The organism is Paenibacillus sp. UNC496MF, from assembly GCF_900113915.1.
In the GTDB taxonomy this organism is placed as follows: domain Bacteria; phylum Bacillota; class Bacilli; order Paenibacillales; family Paenibacillaceae; genus Paenibacillus_Z; species Paenibacillus_Z artemisiicola.
The window spans coordinates 129,521-154,657 of sequence record NZ_FORE01000018.1 but is presented as its reverse complement, the minus strand read 5'-3'; the positions used below and the strand labels follow the sequence as shown (position 1 = coordinate 154,657).

The window sequence follows — 25,137 nt, the reverse complement described above, 5'->3', positions numbered from 1 at the left end:
CTTACACTCCTTTCCGGTAGTGATACAGCTTGGTCGCGGAGCCGGTCACGTCGGAGACGAACCCCGCCGCGATCAGAATGACGAACATCGTCTGAATCGGACGTTCGGCGGCCAGCGAGCCCATGGCGAGCAGGAAGCCGAGGATGAACACGACGAAGCCGTTCCGGTGCGCCTTCAGCTCGATCAGCTTATCCAGTTCGTCCGCGAACGCCGGTTCCTTCTCCCCGGTCGTGGCCCGGAAGACGATATTGAACGCGATGCCGATCACGATGTGCGCGACGATGGACACGACCATCAGGACGAGCACGAACATGCCCCAATACCGGTACGCCTCCGCCGGCCGAAACCCTTCGGCCGGATACCTCGCCGCCTTGTACGCGCAGTAAACCCCGAAAATAAGGATCGCGCTGATGATCGACACGATGCTCTTCTTCTCTTGATACGTCATCTTGCTTTGCACCTCCCTGCTGATCGAAGTCAAGTTCCTTGAACAAAATGTATAATAAACCAATCTCGGTGTCAAGTTTATTTTACATAATGGGCGGCGAAATGGGCGGCGGGCATCCGAGCGACCGGCTTGACGAAGACGCGGACGGCTTCGGCCAACCTCCGCCGGAAGGATTTCGGCTTCCCGCGCAGAACATATCCCTTATCTGACAGCTGCGAATGCGCATACGTGATCACGATTCTCGCGACGGGAGATGGCCACGATGACCGTAAGGGAGCAGTCGATTTTACAGGTAACCGGCAATACCCTCCGAACCGCGGGCCGCGCCATTCCGATCCTCGGCAAGATTAGCGAACCGCTGATCTTGATCTTGGAGCACGTCTTAAGCCACGCGGAGTGCGATGCCCTGATCGGCTTGGCCCGGGACCGCATGCGGCGGGCGAGGACCGGCCGGTCCCGCGCCCTCAGCGACGTCCGCACGGGCAGCGGCGCGTTCCTCGAGGAGAACGAAAACGAATGGGTGCGCGCGATCGAGCTCCGGCTCGCCGGCCTGATGGGCGTGCCCGCCGCGCATGCCGAGCCGCTGCAGATCCTGCATTACCGGCCCGGCGAGGAATACCGGCCGCACCTGGATTATTTTATGGCGGAGCAGGTCGCGAACAATCGGATCAGCACCTTGGTTATGTACCTAAACGATGTGGAGGAAGGCGGGGAGACGGTGTTTCCTTCGCTGCGCCTCGCGGTGACCCCGAAGAAGGGCAACGCCGTGTACTTTGAATATTTTTATGGGGATCCGCGGCTGAACGAGCTGACGCTGCACGGGGGCAGTCCCGTGGCGGCGGGCGAGAAGTGGATCGCCACCCAGTGGATGCGGCGGCAGCGGTACCGGGAGCTGTAGCGGCGGAACGAAGGTCCGGTCGGATAGCCGACGATCCCCTTATGCCGTCATAACGCCGCGGGTTTCTTTCGGAGAGACCGTGCGCGCCTTTCACCACGCCACAAGGAGCGTCGAGCATGAAGAAGATCCCGCATGACGGACTGCAGGTCACGGGGATTATCCTCAGCCTGCCCGGGCTCGGGACGGTCGTCAGGCCGCCGCTGATCGAAGCCGTCTTCGGCAAGCCGTTAACCTACCGCTTCCTCGGTCTGCTGCCCGAAGGCTGGCCTGCCTTCGCCGCTTGGGCGGCGATTCTGGCGGTCGGCCTCGCGCTGGTGTCCGTGACGAACCCGCTGAAGCCGGAGAAGGACAAACGGAAGGCCGAGCCTAAGAACGAACCTGAAGATGAGCCTAAAGACGAGCCTAAAGCCGGGAAGTAGCTCGGCAAGAACGTCAGGGGGGCGGCGAGGCCAATCCCATGGAAAAGCTTATCATGCCCTCCCGCGCCAAGAAAACCACTCCATGCATGGGGTGGTTTTCTTCATTGGATGTTTGGGGTACGCCCGGATGCCGTCCTACTCCGCGGCCGGCCCTTCTTCCTCGGCCAGCGTCAGCTCGACGACGGTGTTCCGTTCGTCGGGGAGCGGGTACGTGAAATGCTCCGGCCGGGCGAAGTTGAAGAATGCGTCCTGCTCGTACAGGGCGGCGTTCCACGGGCGCGCCACGAACACCTCCGAGCCGTCGGCGAGCAGCCGCGCCTGCTTGATCCGTCCCGCCAGGCCGGCGAGGTTGACGGGGCCGATGCTCTCCTCGAACAAATGCGCGTACAGCTTGTCGCCGTTTTGCGTATAGCGGCCCCATTCCGGCTTCGGCAGGTCGGCCGGGCCGCAGCCGTAGATGCTGTCCCCGTTCCGGCGCATCCAGCGGCCGACCTCTTCGAGCACGTCCAGCGACGGCTGCGGGATTTCGCCCTTCGCGTCGGGCCCGACGTTCAGCAGCAGGTTGCCGTTCTTGCTCACGCATTCCACGAGCTTGCGGATGACCGTCTTGGCGGACTTATAGACATGATCGGCCGCGCTGTAGCCCCAATTGTTGTTCAGCGTGATGCACGCCTCCCACGGAATGGAGCGGCCGGCTTGGTCCGTCACGCCGCGCGGCGGAATGATCTGCTCCGGCGAGGCGAAGTCGCCCGCGTACGGCGTCGGGTTGTCCGAATAGATCGAGCCGCCTTCCTCGCCGCTCGCGTCCAGCCGGTTGTCCACGATGAGATGCGGCTGCACGGCGCGGATCGTCTCCATCAGCTCGCTCGCGCGCCACGCCTCGCCCCGCAGCTCGCCGTAGGAGAAATCGAACCACATGATGTCGAGCTTGCCGTAGTTCGTCAGCAGCTCGCGGACTTGGCCGTGCATGTAATCGAGGTACCGGTCGAAGCCGCCCGGCTCGCGCTTGTACGCTTCGTTGTCGCGCATCGGGTGGATGCGGTCGCCGTAGGCCGGATAATCCGGGTGGTGCCAGTCCAGCAGCGAGTAGTAGAGCCCGACCTTCAGCCCCTCCGCGCGGAAGGCGTCCAGGAACTCGCGGACGAGGTCGCGCCCGGCCTTCGTGCGGGTCGACTTGTAGTCCGTCAGCGCGCTGTCGAACAGGCAGAAGCCGTCGTGGTGCTTGGCCGTCAGCACCGCGTACTTCATGCCGGCCGCCTTCGCCGTACGGGCCCATGCCTTGGGATCGTAGCGGTCGGGGTTGAAGCCGTCGAAATACGCCTGGTAATCCTCGTTGCTGATCCGCTCCGCGTTGCGCACCCATTCCCCGCGCGCCGGGATCGCGTACAGGCCCCAATGAATGAACATGCCGAAGCGGTCGTGCAGAAACCATCTCGTCCGTTCCGTTCGCTGCTCGATGTACGATTGCGTCGTCATTCGCCTCATGCCTCCTAGGATTCATGGTCTTGATACGTCCAGTCTACCAACGGCGGTCCCGGGGCGTACAGGCACGAAGCTAAGGTCTATGGGGATGAAACGAACGCGTTCGGCCCGCCTAGCCGTTCCCGGTTTCTTTCGACCGCGACCCGATCAGATAGCCGATGATCGTCGATTCCACGGGGATGACGATGAGCGTCCACATGTCCTTCAGGCCCAGGTCGGGCGAGCGGTACCGGTCGGGCGTAAGCGTGTAGACAAGGGCGATGAGCAGCACGCCGAGCGCGATCGTGCCCACGATGTACAGGCGGACGTTCTCTCCCGAGCCGAAGAACCGGCCGAGGAAGCCGAGCTCCGCTTTGCGCTTGTCGTTCTCCGCGTTGGCCGCGATGATCTTGCTCGCGACTTTGGGATCCTGAAGCTCGATCTTGTTCATGGGCCGTCGACCCCCTCGCCCGAATAGAACGTGAACGCCAGCGCCCACGACGTCGCGTCGTAGCCGATCGTCGCCTCGTAGCGCAGCGAGAGCTTGCGGTTGTTCAGCACGCCGAGATGGATCATGTCCGGGGCGCCGGTCGGCTTGCCTCGCGGAAAATTGACGCACGCGATGCGCACTTCGTTATACCGGACCAGCCGGATGTCCGTCATGAAGTCGTCGCGTTCCGGGTCCTGCTCGATGCAGAAGACGAAGGTCAGCGGATCGTTCTCCTCCGACAGCACGACCTCGATGGGGTTCATGCCGTACGCGAACACCCTGCCGTGGTAGGCGACCTCGAAGCCGCCGGACGTTATTTTCATCAGCGATCCCTCCGTAACGGTCAGTCGTACGAGCTTCCTGCTATCATTGTACGAGCGCAGAGCGGGGTTCATGTCAACGGAAGGGAAGCGCGGGCGAAAAACGGCCGCGGGCCGCGGCTTCGGGCACGGCGAAACTTTTTTTGCGCGGACGGCGGAAAATCGCCAACGGTTCGCGAATACCATCGTTATCCTGATTGTAAGCCATTAACCGAATGGAGGCGTTTGGGAATGAGCGAAGCTGTTCAAGGGTTGACGATCGAAAACTTGGGGGTGCTCGATTTGACCGGAAAGACGGCGGAGGGATTGGCGGGCATCTCGCTGATCCATAACGTGGGGCTCATCATCGTGCCGAGTTCGCTGGCCGATGCCGTGATGCGGATTCCGCAGAAGAACGTGGGCTCCACGCTGCAGCTCCCGGACGAGACGGGCAGCGGCAAGCTGAAGGTATTCACCGGGCAAATCTCGCTCAGCGGGGAATCGCTGGCGAACGCGGGCGGATCGCCCGACGATATCCTCGTCGTGGCGGGGCAGGCGCTCATCACGTCCCACGTCGACGCGGTCGGGTATCGCGAGCTGATCGTCATGGGCCAGCTGATGGCGCCCAAGTCGTCGGAATCGGCGCTGTCCGGCGCCCTGACGCGGATGATGGGCCAGGTGTTTTACTACAAAGGCGACGTGCCGCGCGTCATACTCGGCAGCGAGTCGTATTCCCGCGCGTTCCTGGAGCTGCTCGACAAGCCGATCTCGCTGGTCGTCCTCGGCGATTGCGAATTCGAAGCCGACGTGGACGTCGCGCTGATGAAAGCGAAGGTCGGCGAGCTGGTCGTCCTCGGCACGATCCGGGCGCCCAAGCGGCTGATTCCGCTGGTGCAGCTGCTGGCCGAGACGAAGCTCGGCGATATCGTCGCCACGGACGACCACGCCGGCGCGCAAGGAGCGTAGCCCGTGGACCGGGCGCTCTTCCGCGAGCTGTACGCCGCGCACGCCAAGCCGATCTTCGCGTTCCTGCTTGCCCGGACGAACGATCGGGAGCTGGCGGCCGACCTGCTGCAGGACGTGTTCCTGAAGACGTGGAACCGGATCGAGGCCGTCGCGGCGGTGCCGGCGGACGAACGGCTGTACTGGCTGTTCGCCGTCGCCGCGAACCGGCTGAAGGATCAATACCGGCGCAGCGCGAACCGGAAGCGGGCGGAGGAGCGGCTGGAGGCCGGGCCGGGCGCGGGGCCCGGCGACCTGTCCGGCGTGCTGGCGGGCCGGGAACGGATGCGCGAGCTGGAAGCGCAGATCGCCCGGCTCCCGGAGGAGCTGCGCGGCCTGCTGCTGATGAAGGTGCTCGGCGGGCTGAGCAGCGTGCAGATCGGCGCCGCGACGGGGCTGCCGGCGGGCACGGTGCGCTACAAAATTTCGCAGGCAAGGAAGCTGCTCGCCGAAGGGCTGCGGCTGACCGAGACGGCGCCGGCCGGCGCGGAGAGGGAGGTCAAGGAGCATGCATGACGACGAACGACGGCTGGACCCCGCCGCGGAGCTGGCCCTCGACGGGCTGCTGGGCGAATGGGCGGAGGGGCTCTGGGCCGAGCTCGGGCTGACGGAGCCCGCGCTGCCGGAGGAGCCGGTGGTCTTGTCCGGGGACTTGGATTACGCGTGGTGGCGCGCGTTCCACGAGCGCGTGCCGTATCATAACGGTACCGTGCCGCACCCGGCGTGGCCGAAGGCGGTGTAGCGGCCGCGGCCGGAGCGGCGGCGGGCTCGCCGGGCGAAACGGCGCCCGCGGCGCGAGGCAAGGCCGCGCCGGTAAAGGCGCCGAACGCGGCCGAAGCCGGCACGCCGGGGCAACGCAGGGCGGATCGCCGCTCTGCTTTTTATGCGTTCCCCGCCAAACTAATAGTTGCAATGCCATTCTATTTCGCATATACTGCAGATAGTTGCAATAACATCCTATCCCTCTACTCCCTAATTAGTTGCAATACCATTCTACTTGAAAGGCAGGCGAACCGAATGGACACGGATTGGCGAGCGGACGCCGGCCCGCTGGAGTCGCACGGCAAGTACATCTCGGCGATCTACCGCCACATGCAGATGCTGATCGCCGCGGAGCTGGCGCCATACCGGATCGGCAGCGGCCAGTACATCTTCCTGATGGCCATCGCCGGCGGGAAGAAGACGACGCAGAAGGCGCTGAGCGAGGAGCTGCTCATCGACAAGACGACGACCGCGAAGGCGATCGCGAAGCTCGAGGCCGAAGGCTACGTGCGCCGGGAGCCGGATCCCGCGGACAACCGCTACCACCTGCTCGAGCTGACGGACGCCGGCCGGGCGGTCGTGCCGAAGGTGCAGGAAGGGCTGAACCGCGTCCGGGACATTGCCCGGGAAGGCATCGCGGACGACGAGTACGCGCGCATGGTCGGATTGTTGAAGAAAGTGCTTCGCAACGTAAGCCGATAACAAGGAGGCGAAGGGGCATGGATTCGAACGGGACGTTAGCCGACGTGCTGCTGGCATGGGAAGGGGTCACGTCGCGGCCGCATCGGTTCGGCGGGATCGAATTTCGGGTCGCGGGGAAGGAAATCGGGCATCTGCACGGCGACCGGCTCTTCGACGCGCCGCTGCCGCGGGCGGAGCGGGACGCCTGGATCGCCGCCGGCAAGGCCGAGCCGCATCACATCTATCCGGATTCCGGCTGGGTATCGGTCTACCTGAGGACGAAGGAAGACGAGGCGCACGCCGCCGAAATCGCGCGCGCCAATTATGAACGCCTGCGGGCAAGGGGGATGGAAGCATGATCATGGAGGCGCATCCGTTTATCGCGGTGGACCATTGCAAAGAGGCAATCGAATTTTACCGGGACGTGCTCGGCGGGGAGATTACGATTCTGCGCCGAGCGGGGGCCGATGTCTTCAACGCGGACCTGCGCGTGGACGGCTGCACGCTCAAGTTCGCCGACACGAAGGCGGCCAGGCCGGCGCAGCGGGGCGATTACGTGCGGGTCTTCCTGAAGCTCGCGGGCGAAGACGACTTCCGCCGCGTATATGGCCGGTTCGAGGACGGCGGCCGCGTGCTGACGAAGCCGTACGAGGCGCCGTTCAACGGCCTGCTCGGCGTCGTCGCCGACCGGAACGGCGTGTGCTGGGTGCTGTCCTATTACCGCGAATAGCGGCGTGCGGGACCCCCGATATCCGAACAAGAGCCGGCAGGCCGCTCGTAATCGAGGGGCTTGCCGGCTCTTCGGCGTCGCGCGGGACGGATTAGCTTCTCGCGGGGAAGGGCAGCTCCGGCCGCTCGAGCGTACCATTGTCGAACGTCATGGCGCCGGGCTCTTCCCCGGCCCGGGCATGCACATGATGCAGTCCGCGCGAAACCAGCAGGGTGAGCGCGAGATAGATGACGTGCGTCGCGAACGAGACCAGACTGTAGGCGAACATCAACGCGCCGGGAACGTCCTCGGTGCCTGACATAGCCCGGTTCAGGGGGACGGTGACAAGCTCCAGCAGGATGAGCGGGACGGCGAGGCCGCTGATCCGCCCGCCGGCCTTCCGAAGCGCGGGCGTACGCTGATATCGGCTTCCAATATGCAGGAACGTCGAAGGAAGGCCGTAGAAGTTGAATATCGGAATGATTACACAAAGCAGCGCTACGATCGGTTTCCGCGCATACTGCAGGAACAGCCGGTTTAAATCCGCGTGCACGCGGTAGATCCAAATCAAGAAGACGATCAAGATGACGGCGAGCAGGATACCCGAGATCGACTCGACGAAGTCTGAAGCAGGATACAAATGATCGTTGAACAGGTCATAGTCGATCATGTAGATCGCCGAAAAGCATAAGTCGGCGGCGGACAACGCCACGAGCGCGGACAGCAGAATTTTGAGCACGAAGGAGAATAGGTCCGATTTTAAAGCAATCATGGTTGCGTCACGCTCCGGTATGGGTTAGGGGATGGTCTTCAGGCAGGCGAGGGCCTCCTGCAGCGTGGACACCGGCACGACGTGCAGGCGCAGGTGCAGCTCTTCGGCCGTTCGCCGGGCTTCTTCCTCGTTGCTGGGCCCGATATACGGGAAATTGGCCTCGTCCTTGGGCACGAAGAAGAAATCGGCGCCTTCGGCTTCCGCCGTCCGCAGCTTGTCGCGAATGGCGCCGACCGAGCCGACCGTCCGGTCCGCCTCGAGCGTGCCCGTGCCGGCGATCGTATATTGGCCGTCGCGGGAGAAGTCCAGGCCGTGCGACTCCTCGTACAGCCCGATGCCGAGCATCAGGCCGATGGAATCGCCGTAATACTGCGCGGTCTGCCCGATCAGCGACTGCAGCCGGCTTTCGCGCTGGTCCGGCGTGCTCGGCTTGGCGGACAGCTCCGCCGCCGAGTCCACCGCGTGCTTGATCGTGTCGTTCTTCATGTCCTGCTCGACGTCGAGCAGGTCGCCGTACGCGTCCTCGGCGGATGCGTCGACGCGCGTGAACTCCGCATCGGGAAAGGATCGCACGAGCGCGTATTTCTCGTAGCGGTTGCGGGCGATGCCCTCCCGGACGTAGACGAAGTGCACGCTGCCCTTCACGCCGATGTCCCGGACGGACACGATGTCCCCCGGCGCCGTGAAGCTGTAATAGCGGGGCAAATAGAAAAACAGGCCGACCGCCATGGGAAGGAGGAGCAGCGTCAGGGCCACGATCCAATGGCTGGCCGGGGTCCGTTTGCGCTTGAGCGGTCTGATAGGCAATGATTCCAGGGCGATCATCCGTTCCTTGATAAAATGAGAAGCGAGAGCAAGAGCGCGAAAAATGTCCGATTTTGGGATAACATTCGCCGGCCTAGGCTGAACCTCCTGCTTGAAGAGTTCGTAAACGCGCGGAAGGGCTTGCCATGCCTGCTATAATGGAGGTACTTTGACACGCGGGAGGATGGCCCATGTTCGGTAACAAGAAGGACGCTTCCTTTACCCAGCCGGAGCAGGCCCGGGTCGTGCCGGTCTATACGGTGCATACGCTGCCCCGGCCGTACGAGGTGCTGTGCACGGTCTATTCCGGCAAGGTGGGCAACGGCGCGCCGCTGAACGTCCTGCAGCAGCTCGGCCGCGCCGGGGGCGCGATCCCGGAGTGCGACGCGGTGATCGGCATCCTGGTCACGCCCGCCGCGACGCTCGCGGTCGTGCACGCCTACGGGACGGCGATCCGGTATACCGGCTGACGTCCGGGCGGGGAGAAGCGGCAGAAGGAAGCGGAGCGCGGCATCGGCCGTGCTCCCTTTTTTCTGCCGCTTTTTTCGTGCGCGGGAAGCCTTGGGCGGCAGCTGTCGAAATGACAGGTTTCGGCGCGCATTATTTTTCCGCGACGGCAATGGCGCCAGGGCGGCGGGACTGTCAAGGATCTCCTTTCCAGTTTCCGATTGGGATTTTTAATCGCGCGGACAAAAAATTTGAATTGGCATTTTCGATCCCGATTCTCTATCATTCCTTGATAATAAGTGCAAACAATATGACGATTAGTGCAAATCAGATCCATCAAGGAGGCCATTTATGTCAACCGCAGTTCGCCAAGACTCGCAAGCGGCACGCTACGTGCAGTCGATTTACGAGACGGTCGTCCGCCGCAACCCGAACGAGAGCGAGTTTCATCAAGCCGTGAAAGAAATTCTGGATTCCCTGATTCCGGTCGTCGAGAAGCGTCCGCAGCTCGCCGAGCAGGGCATCCTGGAGCGGATCGTCGAGCCGGAGCGCATGGTGACGTTCCGCGTGCCCTGGGTCGACGACCGGGGCAAGGTGCAGGTCAACCGCGGCTTCCGCGTGCAGTTCAACAGCGCCATCGGCCCGTACAAGGGCGGCCTGCGCTTCCATCCGTCCGTCAACGCCAGCATCGTCAAGTTTCTCGGCTTCGAGCAGATTTTCAAGAACGCGCTGACCGGTCAGGCCATCGGCGGCGGCAAGGGCGGCTCCGACTTCGACCCGAAGGGCAGGTCCGACGGCGAGATCATGCGCTTCGCCCAAAGCTTCATGACGGAGCTGTACAAGTACGTCGGCCAGGACACCGACGTGCCGGCCGGGGACATCGGCGTCGGCGCGCGGGAGATCGGCTACCTGTTCGGGCAGTACAAGCGGCTGCGCGGCGCCTACGAGGCGGGCGTCCTGACGGGCAAGGGCATCGGCTACGGCGGCAGCCTGGCGCGGAAGGAAGCGACCGGCTACGGCTGCGTCTACTTCGCCAACGAAATGCTGCAATCCAAGGGGCTGAGCTTCGAAGGGAAGAAAGTCGTCGTCTCCGGCTCCGGCAACGTCTCGATCTATGCCATGGAGAAAGCCGTGCAGTTCGGCGCGAAGGTCATCGCGTGCAGCGATTCGAACGGCTACGTCTACGATCCGCACGGCATCGACGTGAACACGGTGAAGCGCCTGAAGGAAGTCGAGCGCAGACGGATCCGCGATTACATCGAGGAACACCCGAACGCCGAGTACGTCGAGGACTGCTCCGGCATCTGGACGCTCAAGTGCGACATCGCGCTGCCGTGCGCGACCCAGAACGAGATCGACGAGGAAGCGGCGGAGCGGCTCGTCGCAAACGGCGTCGTCGCCGTCAGCGAAGGCGCCAACATGCCGTCGACGCTGGACGCCATCGACGTCTTCCACCGGCACGGCGTGCTGTTCGGGCCGGCCAAGGCGGCCAACGCGGGCGGCGTCGCCGTCTCCGCGCTGGAGATGGCGCAGAACGGCATGCGCACCTCCTGGAGCTTCGAAGAGGTCGACGGGAAGCTGCACGAGATCATGCGGAACATTTACAGGGCCAGCGTGCGCGCGGCCGAAGTGCACGGCCATCCCGGCAATCTCCTCGCGGGCGCCAACATCGCCGGCTTCCTGCGCGTGGCCGACGCCATGCTGGCCCAAGGCGTCGTCTGAAGCGGCTCCGCTCGCGAACCGGCGCGTAACGCAAAAAACCTTGCCATCCCCTCAGGGGGGGGGGCGGCAAGGTTTTTTCGCGTTTGGCCGGCGGGGCGAAGCTCGCGACGCCGCCGGCTTCAACGGCGAATGCCGCCGTCAAGGCCGGCGTCCATGCCGCCGCCGACGCCGGCGCGGCGGCAGGCTCGTCCTACAGCAGCTCGCGGCGGAGCTGCTCCGGCGATTTCGGGGACAGGTAGCCGAGCGGGAGATCGAATACCGTCTTGGCGCCGACGGCGCCTTCGCCGCGCAGGCGGACGGCCGCTCTGGCGCAGGCCACCAGCACGCTGGCGGTGAATTCCGGGTTGCTCTCGAGCTTCAGGCCGAATTCGACGATCTGCTTCGTGCCTTCTCCGGTGATGCCGCTGCGGATGACGAAGCCGCCGTGCGGCATGCCCTGATGCTCGCTTTGCAGCTGTTCTTCCGTGATGAACGTCACGGTCGTGTCGTAATCCGCGAAGTAGTTGGGCATGTTCGCGATCGTTTCGCGGATCGCGTCTTGGTCCGCGCCTTCCTCCGCCACGACGTAGCATTCGCGCAGATGCTTCTCGCGCGTGGACAGCGCCGGCGTCTCGCCCGCGCGGATGCGGTCGATGACGGCTTGCACGGGCACGGTGTACTGCACGCCGCCCTTCACGCCGGGCACGCGGCGGATGGCGTCGGAGTGGCCCTGGCTTACGCCTTTGCCCCAGAACGTATAGTCCGTGCCCTGCGGCAGAATCGCCTCGGCGAGCAGCCGGTTGAGCGAGAACAGGCCGGGATCCCAGCCGGTGGAGATGACGCTCAGCGTGTCCGCTTTGCGCGCGACGGCGTCGACCGCCTCGAAGAACTCGGGGATTTTGGCATGGGTGTCGAAGCTGTCGACCGTGTTGAACAGGCTCGCGAGCTGCGGCGTTTGTTCCGGCAGGTCCGTCGCGGAGCCGCCGCACAGAATCATGACGTCGATGATGCCCTTGTACCGCTCGGCCGCGGAGATGTGTTCGAACTTCACGCCCGCGTTGCCGCCCTCGAGCTCGGACGGCGTCCGGCGCGTGAAGACCGCGACCAGCTCCATGTCCGGATTTTGGCCGATGGCTTTGCGGACGCCCTTTCCTAAGTTCCCGTAACCGACGATGCCCAGCTTGATCGTGTGCTGCATGAATAGATCCTCCTCGATAAGTGCGAATCTGGCTTCTCATGGGGATGAAACCGCTATAAACCAGTATATAGATATCACATGAGATGTAAACTATGTAGTTGGCGCGGGGCCCTTCCGGAGAGCTGTAATTATCCCGAATTCCCCCGTTGTTCATCCTGTCCGCGCCTTTATCCGCCGATCCGCCGCGGCTTAAGCTTCGCCGCCTCGCCCCCCGGCCGCTTGCGCAGCGAGAGCCGGATCAGCATCGGTCCGGCCATGCTGCCGGCCATGGCCCAGAGGACCGAATGCAGCGGAAACTTGATGAGGTAATAGAGCGCGGTCCCGCCGACGATGTCGATGGCGACGATCTTCTTGATTTCCGACAGCGGCACGACCACGACTACGAATTCCTGCTTGCTTCCCACGTTAACCCCGCCTTTGCGTCCGTTTCTCTTGCAAGTGTATGGTCGAGCCGGTTCGTCCGATGCCAACCGTTCCTTAACGGCAAAAAAACCGGCAGGCTTCGGCCTCGGGGGCGCGGAAGCTGCCGGAGTCGGGCAGGACGGGACGGGTCAGACGCACGTGAACGAGTCGACGCGCGACAGATCGAAGCCGGAGAACATCCAGAAGAAGCCGTTCCAGCGGTAGCCGGAGACGGACGTGCGGCCCACGAACACCGGGTAGAACCAGAAGCCCGGGCCGCTGCGCGGCCAAATGTACGTGTAGCGGAACCGGCAGCGGGCGATGGCGCCGGGATCGACGGCCAAGAGACCTGCGGACATCGGCTTCGGGGGAACCGCCTGCGGCGGCGGCGCGGTCGGAGGCTGCGAGCCGGCTTGCGGACCGCCTGGACCGCCTGGGCCGCCTGGACCCCCCGGAGGGCCCGGAGGGCCTGGCGGCGGGCCGAATGGAGGCATGAATGCCATACGAATCACTCCTTGTCGGACGGATGGCGCGACGCGCGCTTAAAGCAGGGAAATCGTCAGCAGGTTGAACAGCACGAGCGGCAGCACGAACCGGTTGTAGTACGGGTACGGGAACGGGGCGCCCGGGAAGAAGGCGCGATGGGACCCCTCGTCGTTCAGGCAGATGTAGACGACGCCCTTGTGGCAGTGGACGATGTGGCCTTCGAAGACGTCGCCTTCCATCGTTTCCATCTTGACCAGCCGATGCGTATGGTCGCAGCAGAGCCGATGCAGATGGTCGTGGACCGCCTTCAGCGTTTGATGCACCTTGGAATCGCATTGATAGAGCGGCGACAGCTCCTGCGGTGCCGTTTTTTGCGAACTCATGGTTGGCAGACCTCCGTTATCAAGCATGGAATATTCTATGCAAGCGCCCAGTTCGGGGTTACAGCCCATGGCGGGGGCGGCGGGCAAAAAAAAGCCGCCCATCGGGAGACGGGCGGCTTTTGCCGCGAAACGGAGGTCCTGCCGCGAACGCGGCTGACCCTTACTTCGATTCGCCGTTCAGGTAGTTATAGAACGGGACGTCGGTCCAAAAGTTGTACGTCTCGACCTTCACGTTCGGATCGACCTGCTTGAACCCGTCGACGACGGCCTTGGACTGCTCCTTGAGCGAGAAGGATTGCGCGTAATAGCGGCCGAGCTGGATCTTGTTGTTCGTGATTTCGTTGTAATCCGCGAGCGGCGTCAACGAATAGTAGAGCGGCTGCCACCAAGAGCCGGCGATGAGGCCCGCCTGGTTCTCCTCGTTCTTCTTGGCGTACGCGCCGATGATGCCGTTGAAGCGATCCTTGTCGGCGGCGGTGGCGAATTCGAAGGCGATGTCGTACTCCTTGGCGTACTCGATGTAGTTGCCGTTCGCGATCTGCTTCACCTCGTACTGCTCCGAAACGCCGGGCTCGCCCCATTCCTTCAGGTAGACGAACGCGGACGTCTTCGGCTCGAATTGCACCTTCGCGTCGATGCCTTCGCCGCGCAGCAGGCCGATCAGCTGCAGGGCGTGATTCAAGTCGGAATGCCCGTAGACGAGCGTCAGCGATTCGACGAAGTTCGGCTCGAAGCGGCTGTCCTTCAGGTTGTAGCCCGTGACCAGCCCTTTCTCGAGCGCGGCGTCGACGATCTTCTGCAGCTCCTCGTCTTGGATAATCTTGGATTCCGCGTACGCGTCCGACAGCTGCGCGTAAATGTCCGAGTCGCTGACGTAGCCGATGTAGTGCTTGAACTGCCCTTTGAAGACGAGCACCTTGCCGATCAGCACGTTCGCGAGGTCCGCCGAGACGGCCGCGCCCGGCTTCAGCTGGCCGTAGTAAGCGGCCGGCAGCAGGCCGGTATCGATGGCGGCGGCGAGCTCCTGCACGGTTTTCGCGTCCAGCGAGGCGGCGCGGATCGGCAGCTTGGCGACGGCCGCCTCCGCCTTGGCCTTCGGATATGTATAGGCCAATTCCTTGAGCCCGGCGGCGCGGACCGCGGCTTGCACGGCGTTGACGGCGATGAGCGCGTTCGGGGCGTTCACGGTGTCCGTGGCCAGCACGCCGGTCTGATACAGCGCGCGGGCGGCGTCGTAATACGGGCTCGTCGCGGGCAGATCCTTGAACGCGACCGCGTCTTCGGCAGGCGCCAGCTGCGCCGCGCGGGCCAGGTCGAGGAAAAATTCGCCGCGGTTCATGCCGGCGGAGAGCGTAATGCCGAACTTGTCCTTCAGGAACGCCGCGTATTCCGAGGCGGCGATCTCTTTGGCCGCGGCCGTCGCCGGGGCGGCGATCGGAGCGGCGATCGGGACGGCGGCGGGCGCGTCCGCCGGCGCGGCGGCGAACGCCGCGGCCGGGCCGCCGGCGAGCAGCGTCGCGGCGAGCGCGGAAGCGAGCAGCGTTTTGGTGCGGGTCGAGTAGGTAACGGTCATGATTATTCCCCCTGCATCGAATAATGTGGATAAATCACAGTGATTTAGTAGGAATATACTACCATTCGCAATCGCGTGTCAATCGCGGATTTACAAGCTTTTCATAATGGGTGCCAGGGGGCCGGCGTACATGATGGGATACCCGGGGCCGCCGTTCACGCGTCGCTTGCCCCCGGCGTCAGTCGCTTCCGCGCCCGCTCGTCCGCGAGCAGCCGCAGCAGCTCCGCCCGGGCGGCGCGCGAGCGCGCGTCCGCGAAGGCGGGATGCGCGAGATTGCGCAGCTCCATCGGATCCTCCGCGACGTTGTACAGCTCGTATTCGTCCGGCACGGGCGCCCGCCCGCCGCCCGGCTCGGCGGGCGAGCTGTCGAAATAGCGGCTCAGCTTCCACAGCTGCTTCCGTCCGTCCGCGCCGACGGCCGCGATGACCGTCTCGACGCCGTTCGGCTGCACGACCGCGGGGTACGGGCGGCCGAACGGACTGACCTGATGCTGCCCCTTCGTCGGATCGTCCATCGTGAGGAAATAGACCGGGGCGTCCGGGATCGCGGGCGGGCGCCCGCCGCCGACGTACGGGGCGAGATTCCGCCCGGCGAGCGGCCGCGCCTCGCTGAACCGTCCCCGCAGCCGCTGCCGGACGGCTTCGGGGTCGGCGCCCGCAAGCCCGAGCAGCGTCGGCAGCAGGTCGACGTGGCTGGTGGGCGCATGGCTGTGCGCCGGCCGCGGGAACAGGCGCGGACTGTGGATGAGCAGCGGCACGCGGAGCGCCTCCTCGTAGGCGCAGTGCCACTTCTGATGCAGGCCGCCGTGGGATCCGAGCAGCTCGCCGTGGTCCGACGTGAAGACGACGATCGTATCCTCGTAGAACGGCGAGCGCTTCAGCGCGTCCAGCACGGCGGCCATCTGCCGGTCGACGTTCTCCTGCAGCCGATAATACAGCCGGCGGTAGAACGGCTCGTCGCCGATCGGCTGGAGCGCGAGCGGGTAGATGTCCCGGTAGCTCGCCTGGCAGCGCGGCTTCGTCCGGAGCGTCTCGTCCGCCGACGGAGCAGGGGGAATGTCCGGGACCGACGGTCCGGTCTCGAACCGGAACCGGTGGCGCATCCGCGCGGTGACGGCGCCGTACAGCACGATGTCGTGCGGATTGACGAAGGACGCGACGACGAGCCACGGCTCGGCATGCGCGCCGCCGCGCCGCGCCCGGCCGAGCGCTTCGAGCAGCCGGACGGTCTCGGCGGCGTAGACCGCGTCCCGGCCGGGAAGGCCGGCCGCCGCGGAGGAGCCGGAGTTGCGCGGATCCCGCCCGTGCGGCTCGGGGCCGATCCAGCCGGCGAAGCCGTAGCGGCCGAGGCGGTCGGCGCGGGCGTACAGGTCGTCTTTCGCGGGGACCGGCACGCCCGTGACGGGATCGTAGCTCGGCACGCTCCGGTGCGTGCCGGGGACGACGATATCCTCGAAGGAGACATGCCACTTGCCTTTATAATACGTCCGGTAGCCGGCCGCGCGGAAATAATCGCCCATCGTCGGCACCGTGTTGGCGTCCAGCCAGAACATGTCGGAGTCGAACGGCTCCTTCGCGATCCCGGTCGTCTGCGTGACGCCGTGCAGGGACGGATAGTGGCCGGTCAGCAGGGTGGCGCGGCTCGGCGAGCACGCGGAGCTGCCGATGTAGTGCCGGTGGAATTCAAGCGCGTGGCCGCGCAGCATCCGCCGGGCCGCCAGATGCCGCGAGCGCCATTCCCGGGCGGCCGGCGTCTCGTAGACGGGCGGGTAACGCTCCTCGTCGACGAGCAGCACGAGGATATTCGGCCTGGCACGATCCATGCGATCGCCTCCGTAAGCAACGTTCTTCCCTAAGCGTATGCGGCGGCGGCATGGAATACGCGGAATCGCCCCGGCGGTGGTATAATCGAGCGAGACCGGCGGAAGCGGGAAAGGGGAACGACATGAGCGTCATACGATTGGAGAACGTGACGAAGAAATACGGGGACGCGCTGATTTTTCGCGAGATCTATTTTCGCTTGAGCCAAGGGGAGCGCATCGCCCTCATCGGCCGCAACGGCGCGGGCAAATCGACGGTATTCAAGCTGATCCTGGGGCAGGAGGAGCCGACGTCCGGCAAAGTGGAGGTCGATCCCGGGGCGCGGATCGGCTACTTCTCGCAATTCTCGGAGCTGCACGGGCGTTTGTCCGCCCAGCAGGAGCTCGAGCTGTGCTTCGAGGAAGCCGCGCGGATCGAACGGGAGCTGCAGGAGCTCGCGGAGCGGCTCGGCACGGTGGCGGACGACGGCGAGATGGAGACGCTGCTCGCGCGGCAGGCGGAGCTGTTCGAGCACATGGAGCATATCGACGGCTGGAACGTGCCGGTGGAGATCGACACGGTGCTGACGAAGCTCGGCTTCGACGAACGGTCGCGGCATCAGCCCGTCGACGAGCTGTCCGGCGGCTGGCGCAACCGCGCGGCGCTGGCCAAGATGCTCGTCCAGCGGCCCGACGTCGTGCTGCTCGACGAGCCGACGAACTACCTCGACATCGAAGGCATCGCGTGGCTCGAGCAGTGGCTGCACCGGTTCGGCGGGGCGATGATCCTGATCTCCCACGACCGCGATTTCATCGACAAGGCCGCGACGCAAATCGTCGAGATCGAGAATTACCATTTTCATCTGTACGAGGGGAACTACACCGACTACATCCGCAAGAAGAAGCTGCGGCGGAAGGAGCTCGTCCGCCAGTTCGAATGGGAGGAAGAGCTGCTGCTCATGGAAGCGGAGGGCATCGAGGACCGCGCGAGCCGCAAATCCGCGAAGGACCGGCTGTACCGCAAGCTGGCCGACAGCAAGAAGCGCGTCGAGCCGCATCCGGTCAACGTGCTCATCACCGACATTTACGAGCGGCTGCGCTTCCCGGACAAGCTGTGCGAGGTCAAGGCCATCGGGCAGCGCTACGAGGGCCGGGAGATTTTCAAGGGCGTGAGCTTCGACATTCAGAAGGAGGACCGGCTCGTCGTCGCGGGGCCGAACGGAAGCGGGAAGTCCACGCTGATCAAGGCGCTGACGGGCGAGGAGAAGCCGGAGACCGGCGAGGTGGTCTGGGAGCGGGGCGTCGAATTCGCGTCCTTCAACCGGATGTGGGCGGAACTCGACCCGAAGGACACCGTGAGCCACGCGGTCAACACGTACGGCCTCGGGCTGGACGCGCCGCGCAAGAAGGTGAACAAATTCCTGTCCATGCTGCAATTCTCGGAGGCGGATTTGAGCAAGCCCATCGGCAGTCTCTCCGGCGGGCAGAAGACCCGGGTCGCGCTCGCGAAATGCCTGCTCTCCGGCGCCGCGGTCGTCATCCTGGACGAGCCGACCAACCACCTCGATCTGACGAGCATCCAGGTCATGGAGCAGGCGTTGATCCATTTTCCCGGCGCGGTCGTGACGGTCAGCCATGACCGGTTTTTCATCGACAAGATCGGCACGAAAATGCTCGCGTTCGATCCGGAGACGGGCGTCAGCGAACGCCGTTTATAAGGAGTCGTCGTCAAAAAAGCGAGGCGCGCTTTCGGCCTGCGCTTTTTTTGATTAATCTTTCGTAAAGGCGGAATGTCAGACAGGAATATGCATGAAATGCAGCGAATTTTAGCAATTATAGTTAAATTTTGATGCATTTGGGGGAACGACATGCCGGCTTTGTTAAAGAAATGGGTAATAAGCACGTTATTATTGCCGCTTGCGATGGCGATCGCGGGTCCCGGAATTTGGCGGGGGACGTCCGCTTACGCCGACGCCGCGCCTTCGGCGCTTCAGCCGTCGGCGACGCTTGTATCCGACGTCACGGATTGGATTTACGACGCGAACACCGATCTGATTTACGCGATTTCGAGCGAGTCGAACACGCTGTTGTTCATCAACGCGGAGGACCTCAGCATCGAAAAGGAGCTGCAGGTGGGATCCGCGCCGAAGGACATCGAACAAAACGGCGATCGGCTGTACGTCGCGCTGTCGGGCGCGACATTCATTCAGGCCGTGGACATCCCGTCGCGATCGCTCGGAGAACTCCTTCCGACGACGGGGCAGCCGATTGCGCTGACGGTCACGTCCGACGCGATTTTCTACGCTTCGGAGGGAATCGGTTCGGCGAATTTGTTCCGGTTGGAGCTCGCTTCGGGAGCAAGCGTCAAAATCAATGCGCGCTATATTAGCGATCCCGTGCTGAAGGCGGATGAAAGCAATCATTTACTGTTTATCGGCGAAACCGGGTCCACGGGCTCCGACTTTTTCGCATACGACTACTTGACCGGTCAGATCGGCAGCGACAGCACCTATGACGGCAATTACGGGTTCGGTTTTCCATACGGCAAAATCATGGTGGACGGCACGGACGCGTTCTTTGGCGGCTCCCGAATGAACGAGCATAATCTGGCCGAGATTCGCGGCGCGTATCCTCGTTTAGGGGACTACTCCTACCTGGACGGAGCCCTGCTGGATCTGAGCGGAAGCTACGTCGCGACCGACCAAGGCTTGTTCGACAAAGACCGGTATGTCCAAATCGCGCCGTTCCCGTACGAAGTCAAGAACGCGCTCATCGGCAGGAACGGCCGCGTTTTTCTTCAAAAAGACGAGTATAACAACAAGACCATCGAAGCGTACGATTTGGATGTGACCGCGCCGCTGCCTACGCTCGGCTTTGCGCCGGGCATGGGGGATTCGGTCGTCAGCAGCTACAAGATCGACAGCTGGACGACCGAAGAAGGGTCTCCTTATATCTACTTGGTCTCGTCCGATACGAACGAGCTGGCCGTGCTTCGCAAAGACGACCTGTCGCTCGTCTCCAAGCGGTTCGTCGGCTCCAGGCCGGTTCACGTTGCCTTGCGGGCCGGCAAGCTGTACATTGCGCTGCGTGGCGAAACCTATATCGGGGTCCTGGACGCGAACGATATCGATTCGAGTCTTCAGCGGATCTTGATTCCGTCCAATCCGGATCGGGTCATGCCGTCCGGCAAAAATATCTTCTACTGGGGCCAGGATACGTTCTATAACCTGCACGCCGTCGACGGGTCGACCGACCGGCGCGTAGTGAACGCCGACGGCCAAGGCTTTGGCGCGGCGGATTACGATGCGTCGACTAATACGCTCTTTGCCGGTTCGAACGGCGTCATCTATAAGTTCAATGCCGATACGCTGGCCCAGATTTCGAAGGAGACCGCTTCGGACTTCTGGACGACGGGGAACGTGCGAATCGATGGCGACAGCCTGTACTACGGCTTGAAAAGGATGAATAAAAACGCCGTGACCTCTATATTGGGCACGTATCCGTCGCAGGTCCTTCGGGCCTACGGCAAGCTTGTATTCGGAGAAACCGCGATTTACGACCGGGACTCCTATTCGAAAGCGGCGGATCTTCCCTTTGCCGTTACGGACGCGTACGTCTCGGCCGACCAGGCCATTTATGTCTCGACTGCGAATCAACTTTACAAATTCGCGGACATGGACGCCATACGCGGCGTATTCGAAGGCAGAACGACGCCCAAGAACGTGGTTTTGGTGGATACGGGCTTAATGCCGGATCAGCTCTCGGGCTATCTCGTCTTCGAGCCGGCGGAGGATCAGAATCGGGTCAACAACTACGCGTTCGAGTTTCTGGATGCGGCCGGCAAAAAATTGGGGCCTGTCAATGCGACGTGGGATAAACGGCTGGAGGACGGACGCTGGATGTTCGACGTTCCGCAAACGGCCGTTCCGTCGGGCGCGCAATACGTGAACGTCACGGCGACCTCGACCGAAGGAAGCTTGGGCTCGGCAAAAACGCTGATTTGGGACGTACCGGCCTACTTTGCGGATCGCTATGCATTCTCCGACCAGAATGCAGACGCCGGTTTTATCCAAGGCCGGGCAAGCTGGACCGCGGGGAACGAATACGCGGATGTGGCGTACAACTTGTTCTTCTTGGGCGAAGACGGCATCATCGGAGAGCCGCTTGCGCGCGTTGAGGGCGGGAAGACATCGTACGCGTACGATATCCCCAAAACCGAAATACCGGAAGGCGCGTTCGGGCTGGCATTGGTTCAGGAACGGGAGCAATCCCTGGCATCCGTGTACCAGTATTACGTGTTTGCGGAATTCATCACGCCCGACGTGGCTTCGGGGGACATCGTCGTGGTCAAGAACCGCTATACCGACGATGCGGTCACGGTCGGCCGGGTGGAGCCCGGCGACGTCGTCAAGGTGTATTCGAACCGCGGCTTGATCGGCTCCGCCACGGTGGGCGCCGGGAAGACGACGGTCACCCTTACAATCGAAAACGTCGGCAATTCCGGCGAGCAATTGTTGATTACCCGCACTATGCCGGGGCGGATGGAAAGCGACGGCACGCTTGTGACGATTCCGTCCGTTGACGGCGGCATAGGCGGAGGCGGAGGCGGCCCAATCGGACCGATTGGGCCGGGAGCTCCCGGTCAAACGGTGCCGCCTTCCAATGGCGACGATGCCTCCGAGCCCGGCGGGGATTTGAAAGCGACGGTCGAGAAGGACGGCGGCGGCAAATCCTACGCGAAGGTCGAAGTCCCGAGCGATTACGTTCAGGCTGCGTTAAGCGGCGAGAACTTCCGTAAGACCGGAACGGTCACGCTTTCCAGCGCCAGCGATGAAGCGAAAATCGTATTTCGCGTGCTGGTCTCGGATATCCGAAGCATCGCGAAGGAAGCGGGCGGAGGGATGATCGAAGTGTCCGTACCGGAGGGCTCCATGACGGTTAGCGCGCAATCGCTCCTGGACGCGATCGGCGGCGGCTCCGAAGGCCGGACTGTCGAGATGACGCTCGAACAAGCCGACGATGCCCTCACGGGCAGTCTGAAGCAGCGCCTGGCGAAGGGAAGCCAGCTTCTCGGAAAGCCGATGAATTTCGAGCTTGCGGTTACGAGCGGCGGGGTCGTCTGGAAGATCGAGAGCTTCTCCCGATACGTCAACCATACGATATTGATCGATACCGCGAATGTGCCGCTGAACGAACTGGCGGGGCTGATGTATGATTCCGCTTCGGGCGTCTTCGTGCCCGTTCCGGTGAAATTCTCCTATCGCGACGGCAAATTGACGGCTTCGTTATACCGGAAGGGCAACTCGGTCTACGCCGTCGTCAGAAACAACGCGAACTTCAAGGACATGCCGGCTGTTCCCGCCTATGCGGAGGGCATTCAAGCGCTCGCGAACCGAACGGTCGTCAACGGGTTTCCGGACGGCACGTTCAAGCCGGGCAATAGCGTTACCAGGGCCGAATTCGCGGCCATGCTGGTCAAGGCGCTCGGCATCGCGGCGCCGGCAGTCAGCGGAACGCCCGCTTTCAAGGACGTGCCGGCCAATGCGTGGTACGCCGCGTCCGTGAAGGCGGCCGTCGGAGCCGGGATCATCGCCGGCTACGAAGACGGCAGCTATAGGCCGAGCCAGACGATCAGCCATCAAGAGGCCATCGCCATGCTGGTGAAAGCTTTGCGCTACGCCGGTTACGCAGCTTCGGCATCGGGCTCGCAAAGTCCCGGATCGGCGGGCGTGCCGGCTTGGGCGAAGCCGTATTACGACGAGGCGATGCAGGCGGGGTTGATCGGGCGCGCGAACGATCCGTTCCAGTTCAAGACGAACGCGGCGGCGACGAGGAAGGACTGCGCGCTGCTCTTGTACCGCGTCGTTAACGACTTGCTGTTCCAATAAACGGATGGATACGCGGTGCCCGACCGCCGCGATCATCGCCAAGACAAACGAAGTGCCTCCGAGGTTGCGGCCTGGGAGGCACTTCGTTTTTTTCGCGTCGAACGGCCTGATTCGTACGACTGAGGCTAAGGCGCGCTACGCCGCTTACGTCAACGCGAACGCCGCGTGCGCCCACGAATAGTCCGGGTCCGGCTGCCGGCCGTCCTTGTACGTGGAGATGAGCGCCCAGCGGTCGGCGCCGGAGACGTTCGGGTACGACGCGTGCAGCAGCAGGTCGTGGAACACGAGCGCGTCCCCTTTGGCCGCGGGAAAGTCGACGATCCGCGACGCGTCGATGCTCGCCTCGTCGAGCCGGTAGACGAAGCCCTTGTCGTCGGGCGCTTCGCCGTCGTGGGTAACGGTCTCGTTGTGCGAGCCGGGAACGAGCCGCAGGCAGCCGTTCTCCGGCGTCGCGTCGTCGAGGGCGATCCAGACGGACAGCTTGTGGCTGCCGTGCCAATACGAGTAATCCTGATGCCACGGCGAACCGAAATCGGTGCTCGCGTTCTTGAACACGATCTTGTCGCTCAGGAACACGACGTCGTCGCCGAGTATCGCCTTCAGCGCCCGGGACAGGCGGGGCGCGGCGGCGGCTTCCTTGAACAGCGGGCTGGCGGCGGTCAGGCCGAGGTAGACGCCGCTCCCGTCGACGGCATTCCGCGACAGGATGTCCTTGGCTTCCGTTTTCAGCCGGTCGATCTCTTCCTCCGAAAACAACCGCTTGACGATGACGTACCCTTGCGTGTCGAACATGTCCTTGATCGAGTCGGTCATGGGTATTCCTCCTTGTCGGAATCGGGTCGGGCTTACGAAAGATATTCGCCGGCCAGCGGCGGAATCATTCTTTTCCGGCGCGGCGGCGGGCCGATTTTTTGCCTGGACAGGATTGAGCCTCGACTTTATATTGATAATTCCGGCCGTGCGGAACGGGCGCGTCACCGTCATGTACAGCCGCTGGAATTTCGACGACCCCGTGACGCGGGAGCGGCTGCAGGACGAGGGTCATGGCGGAGAAGGCGGAGTAGCCGGCGAGGGGGGCTAGCGGTCGGTGTTGGAACGGATCCCGCTTTCAAGGGTATACTGATGAGCGGCAAGGACTAGCAACCCCCGAGAGGGAAAGGAGCCGCGAACCATGTCCGATACGTTGATCGCCGTCGCCCTGTATCGCCCGCATCCCGGCAAGGAAAGCGAGCTGCGCGGCATCGTGCTGGAACACGAGCCGGCGCTCCGCGCGGAAGGGCTCATCACGGAGCATCCGCTGCTTCGGATGGAGGCGGAGGACGGCACCGTCATGGAGATTTTCGAGTGGAAGTCGGAGGAAGCGAAGGACCAGGCGCATCGCTCGCCCGTCGTCTGGCCGCTCTGGGAACGGATGATGGCCGCGGCCGAGATGACGAATCTCGCTTCGCTGAAAGAAGCGCAGAAGCCGTTTCCGGCGTTCAAGCGGCTGTAAGCCGCGCAGGCGGCAGAACCGGAAGAGATGTGCCCGCAACGGCTGTAGGCGTGCGGCAACGCAAGAGTAGCAAGAACGCAAGAACGCATGAACGCATGAACGCATGAACGCATGAACGCAAGAAGAGCCATGCTCCCCCGAGGAGCATGGCTCTTCTTCATGATGGGCGACCTGCCCGCACAAGGCGCGTACGGATGCATGCGGGCGGCCGATTCTATCGGCACCCTCGCTCCGCTCCCCGCATGCGGCGCGGCGGCGCGTGAAGACTGTCAACTTCACGCGCCCCGATCGGCCAGCCGCCTCGCGTCGCCTTCGGCGCCGGCTTAGCCGCCGTTCAGCTGCTTGAAGATCTCGTCGCGCTCCGCGCGCGAGGCCCTTCATCGCTTCGTCCGCGAACAGCGCGAGCGGGATCCCGTCGCCGTTGGATCCCGGGATGTCGAGATCGGTGTCCGTGTGCGGCGGGCAGATCTCGAGCACCTCGATGCCTTGCGGCTCCAGCTGCTTGCGCAGCGTCAGCGTGAACGCATGCAGCGCCGCCTTCGTCGCGCTGTAGACGGGTGCCGCCGCGAGCGGGACGTGGGCGAGCCCGGACGTGACGTTCATCACCGCCGCGTTCGGCTTGCCCGCCAGATGCGGGGCGAACAGCATCGCCAGGTGAATCGGCGCGGCGAGGTTCGCGGCGAGCTCGCCTTCCGCTTCCCGCCATGCCTCCGGGCCGTCCAGCCTCAAATAGCGCATCACGCCGGCGTTGTTCAGCAGGACGTTGACGTCCGGATGCGCCGCCGTGACGCGTTCGTACAGCGCGACGCGGCTCTCTTCTTTCGAGACGTCGGCTTCATAGGCATGCAAACCCGGCAGGGCCGCTTGCGCCTCGGCCAGCTTGTCCGCCCGCCGTCCGCAGACGATGACGGTATTGCCCGCCGCGATCAGCCGCTCGGCCAGCGCAAGGCCGATGCCGGTCGCGCCGCCGGTGATGAGAATCGTGTTTCCGTTCATATTCATACGCAGGTTGCTCCTTCTCGC

The 25,137-nt window shown here is 63.6% G+C and carries 28 protein-coding genes; 13 read left to right on the top strand and 15 right to left on the bottom strand.

Annotated features, from left to right (window positions below; translation table 11 throughout):
* Position 1: 1 nt before the first annotated feature.
* Positions 2 to 448 (bottom strand): hypothetical protein, encoded by a 447-nt coding sequence (locus tag BMZ79_RS28885; RefSeq protein WP_090647490.1) that lies wholly within the window; start codon positions 446 to 448, stop codon positions 2 to 4.
* 253 nt (positions 449 to 701) lie between these two features.
* Here BMZ79_RS28885 and BMZ79_RS28880 point away from each other — a divergent pair, with 253 nt between their 5' ends.
* Both BMZ79_RS28880 and BMZ79_RS28875 read left to right on the top strand, forming a co-directional pair.
* Positions 702 to 1,346, top strand: a complete 645-nt coding sequence (locus BMZ79_RS28880; RefSeq protein ID WP_256253207.1) for a 2OG-Fe(II) oxygenase — start codon at positions 702 to 704, stop codon at positions 1,344 to 1,346.
* 116 nt (positions 1,347 to 1,462) lie between these two features.
* On the top strand, positions 1,463 to 1,765 hold the full coding sequence (locus tag BMZ79_RS28875; protein WP_090647381.1) for a hypothetical protein: 303 nt from the start codon (positions 1,463 to 1,465) through the stop codon (positions 1,763 to 1,765).
* 135 nt (positions 1,766 to 1,900) lie between these two features.
* On the opposite strand, the gene BMZ79_RS28870 is transcribed toward BMZ79_RS28875, so the two are convergent.
* From BMZ79_RS28870 to BMZ79_RS35390, 4 genes are all read right to left on the bottom strand, one after another.
* Entirely contained in the window at positions 1,901 to 3,250 is a 1,350-nt protein-coding gene (locus BMZ79_RS28870; RefSeq protein WP_371263817.1) for an alpha-L-fucosidase, read from the bottom strand.
* A gap of 109 nt (positions 3,251 to 3,359) precedes the next feature.
* A complete protein-coding gene (locus tag BMZ79_RS28865; protein ID WP_090647375.1) occupies positions 3,360 to 3,677 on the bottom strand; it encodes a hypothetical protein in 318 nt (105 codons plus the stop codon).
* The gene (locus BMZ79_RS28860) at positions 3,674 to 4,039 is read right to left on the bottom strand and encodes a DUF6864 domain-containing function (protein WP_090647373.1); all 366 of its coding nucleotides are present in this window, start codon (positions 4,037 to 4,039) and stop codon (positions 3,674 to 3,676) included. Before BMZ79_RS28860 ends, BMZ79_RS28865 begins: the two co-directional genes overlap by 4 nt.
* Positions 4,040 to 4,112: 73 nt before the next feature.
* Positions 4,113 to 4,244 (bottom strand): hypothetical protein, encoded by a 132-nt coding sequence (locus tag BMZ79_RS35390; RefSeq protein WP_256253206.1) that lies wholly within the window; start codon positions 4,242 to 4,244, stop codon positions 4,113 to 4,115.
* Between the two features lie 23 nt (positions 4,245 to 4,267).
* Here BMZ79_RS35390 and BMZ79_RS28855 point away from each other — a divergent pair, with 23 nt between their 5' ends.
* The 6 genes from BMZ79_RS28855 (at position 4,268) to BMZ79_RS28830 (ending at position 7,190) form a co-directional block, all read left to right on the top strand.
* Entirely contained in the window at positions 4,268 to 4,981 is a 714-nt protein-coding gene (locus BMZ79_RS28855; RefSeq protein ID WP_090647370.1) for a hypothetical protein, read from the top strand.
* Positions 4,982 to 4,984: 3 nt separating this feature from the next.
* Positions 4,985 to 5,533, top strand: coding sequence for an RNA polymerase sigma factor (locus tag BMZ79_RS28850; RefSeq protein ID WP_090647368.1), 549 nt, complete (start codon positions 4,985 to 4,987; stop codon positions 5,531 to 5,533).
* Positions 5,526 to 5,759 (top strand): hypothetical protein, encoded by a 234-nt coding sequence (locus tag BMZ79_RS28845; protein ID WP_090647365.1) that lies wholly within the window; start codon positions 5,526 to 5,528, stop codon positions 5,757 to 5,759. The genes BMZ79_RS28850 and BMZ79_RS28845 overlap by 8 nt, the downstream gene beginning before the upstream one ends.
* Positions 5,760 to 6,034: 275 nt before the next feature.
* Positions 6,035 to 6,481 carry a MarR family winged helix-turn-helix transcriptional regulator gene (locus BMZ79_RS28840; RefSeq protein WP_090647362.1) on the top strand — a complete coding sequence of 149 codons (447 nt, stop codon included), beginning with the start codon at positions 6,035 to 6,037 and terminating at the stop codon, positions 6,479 to 6,481.
* A gap of 17 nt (positions 6,482 to 6,498) precedes the next feature.
* Positions 6,499 to 6,819, top strand: a complete 321-nt coding sequence (locus BMZ79_RS28835; RefSeq protein ID WP_090647360.1) for a luciferase domain-containing protein — start codon at positions 6,499 to 6,501, stop codon at positions 6,817 to 6,819.
* A complete protein-coding gene (locus tag BMZ79_RS28830; RefSeq protein WP_256253205.1) occupies positions 6,816 to 7,190 on the top strand; it encodes a VOC family protein in 375 nt (124 codons plus the stop codon). Before BMZ79_RS28835 ends, BMZ79_RS28830 begins: the two co-directional genes overlap by 4 nt.
* A gap of 91 nt (positions 7,191 to 7,281) precedes the next feature.
* Here the strand turns inward: BMZ79_RS28830 and BMZ79_RS28825 are convergent, their stop codons facing one another.
* Together BMZ79_RS28825 and BMZ79_RS28820 are read right to left on the bottom strand one after the other, a co-directional pair.
* The gene (locus BMZ79_RS28825; RefSeq protein ID WP_256253204.1) at positions 7,282 to 7,908 is read right to left on the bottom strand and encodes a hypothetical protein; all 627 of its coding nucleotides are present in this window, start codon (positions 7,906 to 7,908) and stop codon (positions 7,282 to 7,284) included.
* A 57-nt stretch (positions 7,909 to 7,965) separates the two neighbouring features.
* On the bottom strand, positions 7,966 to 8,748 hold the full coding sequence (locus tag BMZ79_RS28820) for a hypothetical protein (RefSeq protein WP_143089143.1): 783 nt from the start codon (positions 8,746 to 8,748) through the stop codon (positions 7,966 to 7,968).
* Positions 8,749 to 8,936: 188 nt separating this feature from the next.
* On the opposite strand from BMZ79_RS28820, the gene BMZ79_RS28815 reads away from it, so the two are divergent.
* The gene (locus tag BMZ79_RS28815) at positions 8,937 to 9,215 is read left to right on the top strand and encodes a hypothetical protein (RefSeq protein WP_090647353.1); all 279 of its coding nucleotides are present in this window, start codon (positions 8,937 to 8,939) and stop codon (positions 9,213 to 9,215) included.
* A gap of 328 nt (positions 9,216 to 9,543) precedes the next feature.
* Complete coding sequence (gene gdhA / locus BMZ79_RS28810; protein ID WP_090647350.1) at positions 9,544 to 10,914, top strand: NADP-specific glutamate dehydrogenase; 1,371 nt, start codon at positions 9,544 to 9,546, stop codon at positions 10,912 to 10,914.
* A 190-nt stretch (positions 10,915 to 11,104) separates the two neighbouring features.
* Here gdhA and BMZ79_RS28805 read toward each other — a convergent pair whose 3' ends face one another.
* The 6 genes from BMZ79_RS28805 to BMZ79_RS28780 all read right to left on the bottom strand — a co-directional run bounded on the left by BMZ79_RS28805 (position 11,105) and on the right by BMZ79_RS28780 (position 16,758).
* Entirely contained in the window at positions 11,105 to 12,091 is a 987-nt protein-coding gene (locus tag BMZ79_RS28805; protein ID WP_090647349.1) for a diaminopimelate dehydrogenase, read from the bottom strand.
* Positions 12,092 to 12,258: 167 nt separating this feature from the next.
* Positions 12,259 to 12,495: a hypothetical protein gene (locus tag BMZ79_RS28800; protein WP_090647346.1), complete on the bottom strand. Its 237-nt coding sequence runs from the start codon at positions 12,493 to 12,495 to the stop codon at positions 12,259 to 12,261.
* A 147-nt stretch (positions 12,496 to 12,642) separates the two neighbouring features.
* On the bottom strand, positions 12,643 to 12,852 hold the full coding sequence (locus BMZ79_RS35385) for a hypothetical protein (protein ID WP_256253203.1): 210 nt from the start codon (positions 12,850 to 12,852) through the stop codon (positions 12,643 to 12,645).
* Positions 12,853 to 13,035: 183 nt separating this feature from the next.
* Positions 13,036 to 13,362 carry a hypothetical protein gene (locus BMZ79_RS28790; RefSeq protein WP_090647341.1) on the bottom strand — a complete coding sequence of 109 codons (327 nt, stop codon included), beginning with the start codon at positions 13,360 to 13,362 and terminating at the stop codon, positions 13,036 to 13,038.
* Between the two features lie 160 nt (positions 13,363 to 13,522).
* Positions 13,523 to 14,935: a hypothetical protein gene (locus BMZ79_RS28785; protein ID WP_090647339.1), complete on the bottom strand. Its 1,413-nt coding sequence runs from the start codon at positions 14,933 to 14,935 to the stop codon at positions 13,523 to 13,525.
* Positions 14,936 to 15,090: 155 nt separating this feature from the next.
* Positions 15,091 to 16,758, bottom strand: coding sequence for a sulfatase family protein (locus tag BMZ79_RS28780; RefSeq protein ID WP_090647336.1), 1,668 nt, complete (start codon positions 16,756 to 16,758; stop codon positions 15,091 to 15,093).
* Between the two features lie 122 nt (positions 16,759 to 16,880).
* Between BMZ79_RS28780 and BMZ79_RS28775 the strand changes: the two genes are divergently transcribed.
* Positions 16,881 to 18,452 carry an ABC-F family ATP-binding cassette domain-containing protein gene (locus BMZ79_RS28775; RefSeq protein ID WP_090647335.1) on the top strand — a complete coding sequence of 524 codons (1,572 nt, stop codon included), beginning with the start codon at positions 16,881 to 16,883 and terminating at the stop codon, positions 18,450 to 18,452.
* Between the two features lie 204 nt (positions 18,453 to 18,656).
* Positions 18,657 to 22,622: an S-layer homology domain-containing protein gene (locus BMZ79_RS28770; RefSeq protein ID WP_218154819.1), complete on the top strand. Its 3,966-nt coding sequence runs from the start codon at positions 18,657 to 18,659 to the stop codon at positions 22,620 to 22,622.
* A 144-nt stretch (positions 22,623 to 22,766) separates the two neighbouring features.
* Here BMZ79_RS28770 and BMZ79_RS28765 read toward each other — a convergent pair whose 3' ends face one another.
* Positions 22,767 to 23,435: a phytanoyl-CoA dioxygenase family protein gene (locus BMZ79_RS28765; protein ID WP_177222398.1), complete on the bottom strand. Its 669-nt coding sequence runs from the start codon at positions 23,433 to 23,435 to the stop codon at positions 22,767 to 22,769.
* Positions 23,436 to 23,580: 145 nt separating this feature from the next.
* Between BMZ79_RS28765 and BMZ79_RS35380 the strand changes: the two genes are divergently transcribed.
* On the top strand, positions 23,581 to 23,703 hold the full coding sequence (locus BMZ79_RS35380; protein ID WP_256253202.1) for a hypothetical protein: 123 nt from the start codon (positions 23,581 to 23,583) through the stop codon (positions 23,701 to 23,703).
* Between the two features lie 27 nt (positions 23,704 to 23,730).
* Here BMZ79_RS35380 and BMZ79_RS35720 read toward each other — a convergent pair whose 3' ends face one another.
* Positions 23,731 to 25,116: an SDR family oxidoreductase gene (locus BMZ79_RS35720; RefSeq protein WP_371263815.1), complete on the bottom strand. Its 1,386-nt coding sequence runs from the start codon at positions 25,114 to 25,116 to the stop codon at positions 23,731 to 23,733.
* Positions 25,117 to 25,137 lie beyond the last annotated feature (21 nt).